Source organism: uncultured Fretibacterium sp. (genome assembly GCF_938040765.1).
Lineage (GTDB): Bacteria > Synergistota > Synergistia > Synergistales > Aminobacteriaceae > CAJPSE01.
In genome coordinates this window covers 1-8382 of record NZ_CALIAA010000188.1, presented here as the reverse complement: position 1 = coordinate 8382, position 8382 = coordinate 1, and the positions used below count along the sequence as shown (strand labels likewise).

Sequence of the window (8382 nt, the reverse complement as noted above, 5' to 3'; positions counted from 1 at the left end):
GCCGGCTCTCTGCTTATTGCCTACAAACGATTTAGAATTGGAATTATATTCCCCACGGTCCGCCCTCGGTCGCCGAAAGCATCCAGACCCTTCGGTGCAGCTCCCGCATCGAGTCGGGGCTGCCCAGCAGGGCCACCTTCTCCCCCTTGGACAGGGGGGCTCCCGAGAGGGCCCGCTCGACCAGAGCGGGGTCCAGGGGGGCCCTCAGCCGCCGGTTCATGGCCCTGTGAAGGGCGTTCAGGCCGGGATCCAGCACCGCCCGGCGAAAACCCTCCTCCTCCGGGACGTTCAGGGGATCGTAGTGCCGGCGTCCCTTCAGCGTCTCCGCCTTGTCCGCAAGTTCCCGGGGCACGCAAAGCTCCTCGGGGATGGCGAACAGCCCGACGCGCCCGGCGGCGCGGCCCAGCGACGCGCGGCTGGTGAACACGGACAGCGGCACGGAGAGGATGAGCGGGAGGATCACCGGCAGCAGCCAGAGGAAGAAGGATGGGGTCGCCCTGTAGAGCAGCCAGCCCCAGAGCAGCCCGATGGCGGCCGCCCACCAGTGCGCCCGGATTGCCTCGCCCCACGAGGTGCCGCGGTCGTCCCGCGACTGTCCCCCCCAGCCCGTTCCCCAGCCCAGCAGGGTCATGAGGACGAACCGGCTGTGGCAGATCATGCGGATCGGCGCCAGCAGCATGGAGAGGACCGTCTCGCCCGCCACTCCGAGCAGCACCCGCCCCACCCCGCCGTAGCTCCGCGCGTTCCGGGCCGTCAGCAGGGTGTGGAGCAGGCAGAGGATCTTCGGCAGGAAGAGCAGCAGGGCCGTGCAGCTCAGGAGGCTCAGCGCCCACTCCGGGTACCAGACGTGCCATTTGGGGAACAGCATGTTGTGCTGCGGAAAGTACACGGGCTCCACCAGGACGTCCAGCAGCGCCTGCACGGAGCTGGCCGTCAGGAAGATCAGCCACAGCAGCGCGGAGCCGTAGGAGAGGATGCCGTTGAGGAAGAGGGCTCGGTGCGTGGGGAAGAAACCGTAGGTGAAGATCAGGCGCAGGTGCTGGAGGTTCCCCTGGCACCAGCGCCGGTCGCGTTTCATCTCGTCGATCAGCGTGGGCGGCGTCTCCTCGTAACTGCCGCCGACCCCATAGGCCAGCCACACCTCGTAGCCTGCGCGGCGGATCAGGGCGGACTCGACGAAGTCGTGGCTCAGGATATCCCCGCTGAGGGGCCCCCGGCCCGGGAGCCGTGGCAGCTCGCACCAGCGCATGAAGGGCTCGACGCGGATGATGGCGTTGTGCCCCCAGTACTGAGCGTCGCCCAGCTGCCAGAAGTTCTGGCCGGCCGCGAAGACCGGCCCGTACAGGCTGTTGGCGAACTGCTGCACCCGCGCGATCAGGGTCTCGCGGTTCACCCCCTTGGGGGGCGTCTGGAGAATCCCGATCCGGGGGTTCCGCTCCATGGCGTCGACCATGCGCACCCAGGTCTCCCCGGCCATGACGCTGTCCGCGTCCAGGACGATCATATAGCGGTAGTTGCGGCCCCAGCGGCGGCAGAAGTTTGCGATGTTGCCGCTCTTCCGCTTCGGGTTGGAGGGCCTGCGGCGGTAGAAGAGGTGTCCCTCCATCCCCGGCAGGCCCCGGAGCTCGTTCCACATCGCCTCCTCGCGCACCCAGACGTCGGGGTCCGTGGTGTCGCTGAGGACGAAAAGGTCGAAACGCCCCTCCAGTCCCGTGACGGACAGGGAGCGCCACATCGCGGCGATCCCCGCGCCGACGCTTTGCGGGTCCTCGTTGTAGACGGGGATGAGCACCGCCGTCCTGACCCCCTGCGGAAGGTCCGGGAGCGGCGAGTCGGGGTCGATGATCCGGTATCCGGAGTACCGGAAGAGCAGCACGAAGAACCCGAAGAGCGCCGTCCAGAACCCCGTCGAGATCCAGGCGAAGAGCACCCCGAACAGGATGCAGAGAGTCAGCTCCACCAAGGTCCCGCCCCCGTGGGGAAGCAGGGCGGACATGTAGGAGGCGGCCAGGATGGAGGGGACGAAGATCAGAAAGAGAAAGAGCCAACGCCGCCAGAGAGCGGAGAACCGCCAGGCGGGACGGGCGTTTGGGGTATGCGTCATCGCGTCCGCTCCTCCCTGGGCCGTCGGAGCCTTCCGACGAGGCCCCTCAGGGAAAATTCGCCGCGCGTCATGGAGATCTTCGCCGGCGGCATCGATCCTCGGTTGTAGGGGGGCACGGGGCAGGGGAGGGCGTCCGCGTCGGGCACGAAGCCCCGCTCGGCGCACAGCGCCCTCAGGATCTCCATGGCGGTCTCCATGCCGCAATCCTCGGCGGGGAGCGCCTCCCTCATCCCCGATGGACAGAGCTCGTCCAGGGCCTTCAACACCAGCTCCAGCCCCTCGCGCGGCGGGACCCTCAGGACCCGGACATAGAGAAGCAGACGGTCCAGCAGCAGTTCCCCGGGGCGGGGCTCCTGCAGCGCCGGTCGGTTTTCGTTCATGAGCGCCCTACCTCCCGAACACGTAGGTCCAGGTCTCGGTGAGGGGGTTCGGCAGATTTTCCCCCTTCTTCAGTACCGCGGAGAGGCGCACGGCCGGCGGAACGGCCGGAAACACGGAGAATCCGCCGCCCGCGTCCACCTCGACCTGGAAGGAAAGCCTCCATCCCCCCGTGTGGGGATTCTTCTCGAGGTGCTTTTGGACCAGCTTGGCCCCATCGACCTCCACGACGCTCGTGATCCCCGAGTCCTCGGGCAGGGCGTCGAGCTCCCCGCCCTCGAAATCCACGAGGAAGCGCGCCCAGTTCTTCCGGTCGCCCCTAGCCTGGCGCGTCCCTACCACGCGCCCCAGGGAGTGCAGGTGCTTCTCCTGCCCTCCCCAGCGGAGCGTGCAGGCCCCCCTGATCGGCGAATCGGGCTTCTCCCGGTTCGGAACCCAGAAGGCTACGATGTTGTCGTTGTACTCGGAGTCGGTGGGGATCTCGATCAGCTCGATCCGGCCGCTGCCCCAGTCGCCGTCGGGCTCGACCCAGAGGGACGGACGCCGCTCGTAGTCGGCCTCGAGGTCCTGGTAGTGGTCGAAGTTCCGGTTCCGCTGCAGCAGGCCGAAGCCGAGGAGCCGTTCCATGGATATCCGGGTGGTGTTCAGCCTCTCCCCGTTTCGCAGGGCGCGCCACTGCCAGACATCGTCGTCCCTGTGGACCAGCAGGCCGTCGGAGTCGTGGACCTCGGGCCGGTAGTCCCCGAGCCGGCCGTTCTCGGGTGCGCCGTAGAAGTACATGCTGGTGAGGGGCGCTATCCCCGCCTTCTCGACGCCGCTTCTGAAGAAGACCTGGAACTCCTCCCGCATCGCCGTCTCCGGCCCCGGGGTGATGACGAAGCGGTACGCCCCCGTACAGCTGGGGCTGTCCAGCAGGGCGTAGACCGTGATGGAGACGTCGCCGCTCGCGGGCTTCCCGATCCAGAACTCCCGGAACCAGGGGAACTCCTCGCCCGAGGGGAGCGCCGTGTTCAGGGCCAGGCCGCGCGCGGAGAGCCCGTACTTCGTGTCCTTGCCGACGGCCCTGAAGTAGCTGGCTCCCAGGAAGACGACCACCTCGTCCTTGTAGCCGGGATCGTTGATGGCGCAGTGGACCCGGAACCCCGCGAACCCCACGTTGGAGGTGGCGACCTGGCTCCTCAGCTCGTCGCCGGGGTACTGGAAGAGGTCCGTGGAGAAGGGGACCGGGACGACGTGTCCATCCTCCTCGATGATGTTGATCTCCACGTTGCGGTCGTAGTAGAAGCCCGAGTGAAAGAACTGGAGCTCGAAGGGCAGCTTTTCGAAGCGCCACAGCGAGCGCTCCGGCTTGAACCGGACGGTGCGCCACTGGTCGTAGTTCAGGCTGCGCAGGGAAGCGGGCAGCGCGGCCGGCGGAACGTACTCCGATTCTGCCGCGGCCATGGCCTTCTTGAGCACGTCACCGAACCCGAAGGGCCGGGCTGCGGGCGCTGCCGCGTCCCCGGAGACGGAGTCCGCCGATGCGGCGGAAGGCACATCGACCGAGGCCGGTATCCGGGGCGCCGGGTCCCCGGAGGCGGGGGAGACGTCGGAGGATGCCTTCGGCGAGGCCGCCTCCAGCGGTATCGTTAAGGACATCGCCCCCATCAGGGCAAGAAGCCCCACAAAAAAAATTCGGCGACAGGCCGCAGATCTCAAATTCAAAACGGGTCTGAACAATGCACCCATCTCCTTCCTCACGTTCAATTTCCTCAAGGATCTTCCCGATTGTCGGCCGTATCGCCCCAGGGCTCCCTCTCGTTAAATATGGAAGCGCAGCGCCGCCGGAGGTCGAAATGACTTTCGCCCCCCGGCTTCGGCCTACCCTATTCAATCACAAAGCGATGGAGCGTCAAGTGCACGTCCCGCAAATCGAAGGGGCCGCATCCGTCTTTTCAATGCCTTTATCCCGATTGCGCTATAATTACCTTGACGGAGTGTTTCATTGTTTATTATCGAGGGGATTCGTGGGGGGCGTCCGACCGGGCGCGGAAAAATTCCGCGGCGGCGAGGGTGCTCGCTCAAAAAGTCAGTTTTGGAAGGGGGCGGGAAGGCGAAGCGGATTTTTTGTATCGGCGCTATCGGCGCGGGGTCGAGGGGGATCTGCCGTCCCAGGGGGGACGCATCCCGAAGCGGGAATCGAGATCGGTTTTGATTTAAGGAGAGGATTGAGATGCTGCTTGGATTGTTGGTGGGGGCGATCGTCTTTTTCGCCCTGTGTTACAAGATCTACGGGGGTTTCATGTCCCGCGTCTACGAGCTGAACGACAGCAACAAGACGCCGGCCGAGACCATGTACGACGGGGTGGACTATTGTCCGGCGCACCCCGCGGTGCTGCTGGGGCACCATTTCTCCTCGATCGCGGGGGCGGGGCCCATCGTCGGCCCCATCACGGCGGCCGGCATGTTTGGATGGCTGCCGGCCTATCTTTGGTGCGTGATCGGCTCCGCGTTCCTGGGCGGACCTCATGACATGGGCGGGCTCGTCTCCTCCATGAGGCACGAGGGCAAGTCCATCGGCGAGGTCGTCGAGCGCTGGATCGGCCGGGCGGGGAAGATCCTCTTCCTCTGCTTCACCATTTTGACGTTGATTCTGGTTGTGGCCGTGTTCCTCCAGCTCTCGGCCAACTCCTTCGCCTCGGACCCGGCGGTGGCCTTTGCGGCGACGCTCTACATCTTCATGGCCCTGATCTTCGGCCTCCTCATCTACCGCATGAACTGCCCTCTGTGGCTGATGACCATCATCATGGTGCCCATCATCATCTACGCCTGCTGGTTCGGCAACGGGAACAAGTGGATCTCCAGCTACTTCTCCCTCTCCGGCAACCCCGTCCTGGAGTTCCATCAGCCGGGCATCAACATGCCTCTGGCCGATGCCAAGGCCTTCGACGCGGCCAAGGCCAAGGATGCCGCGGCTTTGGCGGAATATGCGGACTTCGACGCCTACAAGGCCGCTCGTGAGGCCAAGTTCCAGGAGATCAAGGCGTCGGACGAGGTCGTGCAGAAGAGCGGCGCCGCGAGCTACGAGGAGTTCGCCGGGGCCCAGAAGGCCCTGAAGACCAAGAATATGGAGAACTGGCGCTGGGTGCTGGTGGTCTACATCTTCCTGGCCTCCGTCATGCCCGTGTGGCTGCTGCTCCAGCCGCGCGACTACCTGGCCTCCTACTTCCTCTACTTCGCCGTCGTCATCGGAACCGTCGGCATGGTCATGGGCAGCAGCAAGTTCTCCGTGGAACTGCCCGCCTACAAGGGCTTCGTCTCCGGGAACAACTACCTGTGGCCGATGCTCTTCATCATCGTGGCCTGCGGCGCCCTCTCGGGATTCCACTCGCTGGTGGGCAGCGGGACGACCTCCAAGCAGATTCGCAGGGAGTCGGACTCCGTCCTGGTGGGCTACGGCTCGATGCTGATCGAGGGCGTCGTGGCCGTCATCGCACTGGGTACCGTGATGATCTCCGGGGCGATCCTAGGCGACCCGACCAACACCTATGCGGTGGGCTTCGGACGCTTCTCCGAGCTCATCGGCATCGACCCCAAGATCGGAAAGTCCCTGGGGCTCCTGGCGCTCAACAGCTTCCTGCTGACCTCGCTGGACACGGCCACGCGCCTGACCCGCTATCAGATCCAGGAGCTGACCAACATGAAGGTCGACCGCTATACGGCGACGGTCATCGCCGTTGCCGGGGCGATGGGCCTTCTCCTCACCAAGACGCACACGACCACGGGGACGCTCATCCCCGTCTGGGCGGCGATCTGGCCGGTGTTCGGAGCCGCCAACCAGCTTGTGGGGGCGCTCGTCCTGCTGGCCCTGGCCGTCTGGGTGGCCCGCGCCCTGAAGAAGCCCAACCAGTGGCTGATGATTCCCATGTGGTTCATGCTGATCACGACCGTGGCCGCCCTGGCCCTGATGATCCGGGACAACATCATCAACGCGCCGATGCCCAACTGGACCCTGGGTGGCATGGCCATCGCGCTTCTCGTGCTGGCCCTGCTGATGGTGCTCCAGGCGTTCTCGGCCCTGAACCGGAAGGACGGCGCACCGCTCAGCCATTCCGGGGACTAGCGCAGCGAAAGGGCACGGGATCGGCGGGGGCGGGCGGCCCCCAACCCGAACGGCCCGGGGAAGCGAGGGTGCGGCGGATACATTGCCGCTCCCTCGCTTTTTTTATCCCCAATATACCAACTTTTTTCATCGACGGATTTGTTGACGAATGTGGGGTCCAGGCGTAAAATCCTAAGCGGAAAAGGCATGTTTTTTGTTTGCCTTGCCTAAATTACAGTTCAGGGGAAGGGTAACGATGAGTATGCAGAAGAAGTCGGCACGGCTCTATTGGGGACTGCTGGTCACGGCGATCTTTCTTTTCGTCGTCTTTTCCGCATCCGAGGGCCTTGCGGCGAAGAAGAAGAAATACGATTCGTGGAAGGGCGTGGCGGCGGATATGGCCCTCGAGTTCGACTCCGCCCGGGAGGATATCGAGGCCGACCGCTACCGCGATGCCTACAAGCACGTCAACGACGCCTACTTCGGCTACTACGAGGTTCAGGGGTTCGAGAAGAACGTCATGGTGGCCATCTCGTCGGCGCGCGTCAGTCACATCGAAGCGCTCTTCGCCAGCATCAAGCACGCCCTGCTGGGGAATCAGGAGATCGCGAAGGACGCGCTCCTCGATATGCTCGAAAGTTTGAGGGTCAAGGTCTACAAGGACGCCATGGTGTTGGATGGCGATATCGACGCCGGTGAGCCCGACAGCCTTGGGGAGGCCGTCTACGGGGACAAGGGGCGTCCTGCGGCGGGCGGCGGGGCCGTCGCCGCGGCGTCCGTCGATGCCGCGGCCGAAACTGCGGAGACCCCGGCTCCCGCTGCGTCCGCCCCGAAGGCCCCCGCCAAGGCGCCCGTGAACCGGGACTGGCTGACCTTTCTCACCGCCTTCGGCCTGCTTGTCCGCGAGGGGCTCGAGGCCATCCTGGTCATCGTCGCCATCGTGGCCTATTTGATCAAGACCGGCAACACGAGGATGGTGCGCAGCGTCTACGTCGGATCGGTTGCGGCCATCGGGGCGAGCGTCCTTTTGGCCTGGGCCCTGGAGTCCCTCATGGGGGATTCCAGCGGCGTCGCCCGGGAGCTCCTGGAGGGCTGGACCATGTTCCTGGCCGTGGCGGTCCTCTTCTACGTCAGCAACTGGATGCTCTCCAAGGCGGACACCGAGGCCTGGACCCACTACATCAACGAAAAGGTCCAGCAGTCCATCGACCGGAAGAGCCAGATGACCCTCGTCTTCGCGGCCTTCATCGCAGTCCTGCGTGAGGGTGCGGAGCTCATCCTGTTCTACAAGGCGTCGTTCTCCGGCGGCATGAACAGCACTCCCCACATCGTCTACGGCATCCTGGCGGGGACCGTGGTGCTGGTGGCCGTCTACGTGGCCTTCCGCTACTTCAGCGTGAAGCTGCCGCTCAAGCCCTTCTTCCTCTTTACCAGCATCCTGCTCTTCATCCTGTGCGTGTCCTTCATGGGCAAGGGCGTCGTCGAGCTCACCGAGGCCGACGTGATCGTCGGCAGGACCACCATCCCGGCCATGAACGGCTTCTCCATCGAATCGCTGAGCATCTACGACCGGGCCGAGACCCTGATCCCGCAGGTCATGCTGGTCATCGCGGCGGTGTGGGTCATCCTGTCCCATACCCTGGGTGGGAAAAAGAAAGCGAAATGACGGCGAAGACCGAAGTCAACCTTTGGTAAAAAACCTCACGTGAGGTTTTTTATAATACTCATCAGGAGGGAAATTTCATGAAGAAGTTTGCTGCAATGCTGGTCGTCGTCCTCTCCCTGGCCCTGGTCGGGTCGGCCCTGGCCGCTCCGGCGG

At 64.7% G+C, this 8382-nt stretch carries 5 protein-coding genes; 2 read left to right on the top strand and 3 right to left on the bottom strand.

Annotated elements, in window-relative coordinates:
- Window positions 1–43: 43 nt before the first annotated feature.
- Genes mdoH through Q0176_RS06560 form a run of 3 tightly spaced genes read right to left on the bottom strand, consistent with a single transcriptional unit; the run spans window position 44 to window position 4120 of the window.
- Entirely contained in the window at window positions 44–2104 is a 2061-nt protein-coding gene (gene mdoH, locus Q0176_RS06570; RefSeq protein WP_299300461.1) for a glucans biosynthesis glucosyltransferase MdoH, read from the bottom strand.
- Complete coding sequence (locus Q0176_RS06565) at window positions 2101–2484, bottom strand: hypothetical protein (protein ID WP_299300459.1); 384 nt, start codon at window positions 2482–2484, stop codon at window positions 2101–2103. Before Q0176_RS06565 ends, mdoH begins: the two co-directional genes overlap by 4 nt.
- A 7-nt stretch (window positions 2485–2491) precedes the next feature.
- Window positions 2492–4120, bottom strand: coding sequence for a glucan biosynthesis protein G (locus tag Q0176_RS06560; RefSeq protein WP_299300457.1), 1629 nt, complete (start codon window positions 4118–4120; stop codon window positions 2492–2494).
- Window positions 4121–4694: 574 nt separating this feature from the next.
- Between Q0176_RS06560 and Q0176_RS06555 the strand changes: the two genes are divergently transcribed.
- Together Q0176_RS06555 and Q0176_RS06550 are read left to right on the top strand one after the other, a co-directional pair.
- Complete coding sequence (locus Q0176_RS06555) at window positions 4695–6584, top strand: carbon starvation CstA family protein (RefSeq protein ID WP_299300455.1); 1890 nt, start codon at window positions 4695–4697, stop codon at window positions 6582–6584.
- Between the two features lie 235 nt (window positions 6585–6819).
- A complete protein-coding gene (locus Q0176_RS06550; RefSeq protein ID WP_299300453.1) occupies window positions 6820–8229 on the top strand; it encodes an FTR1 family protein in 1410 nt (469 codons plus the stop codon).
- The last annotated feature ends 153 nt before the right edge of the window (window positions 8230–8382 follow it).

Excerpts from the sequence above, each read along its gene's own strand:
- mdoH (WP_299300461.1), bottom strand. The coding sequence starts at position 2,104 with ATGACGCATACCCCAAACGCCCGTCCCGCCTGGCGGTTCTCCGCTCTC.
- Q0176_RS06565 (WP_299300459.1), bottom strand. The coding sequence starts at position 2,484 with ATGAACGAAAACCGACCGGCGCTGCAGGAGCCCCGCCCCGGGGAACTG.
- Q0176_RS06560 (WP_299300457.1), bottom strand. The coding sequence starts at position 4,120 with ATGTCCTTAACGATACCGCTGGAGGCGGCCTCGCCGAAGGCATCCTCC.
- Q0176_RS06555 (WP_299300455.1), top strand. The coding sequence starts at position 4,695 with ATGCTGCTTGGATTGTTGGTGGGGGCGATCGTCTTTTTCGCCCTGTGT.
- Q0176_RS06550 (WP_299300453.1), top strand. The coding sequence starts at position 6,820 with ATGAGTATGCAGAAGAAGTCGGCACGGCTCTATTGGGGACTGCTGGTC.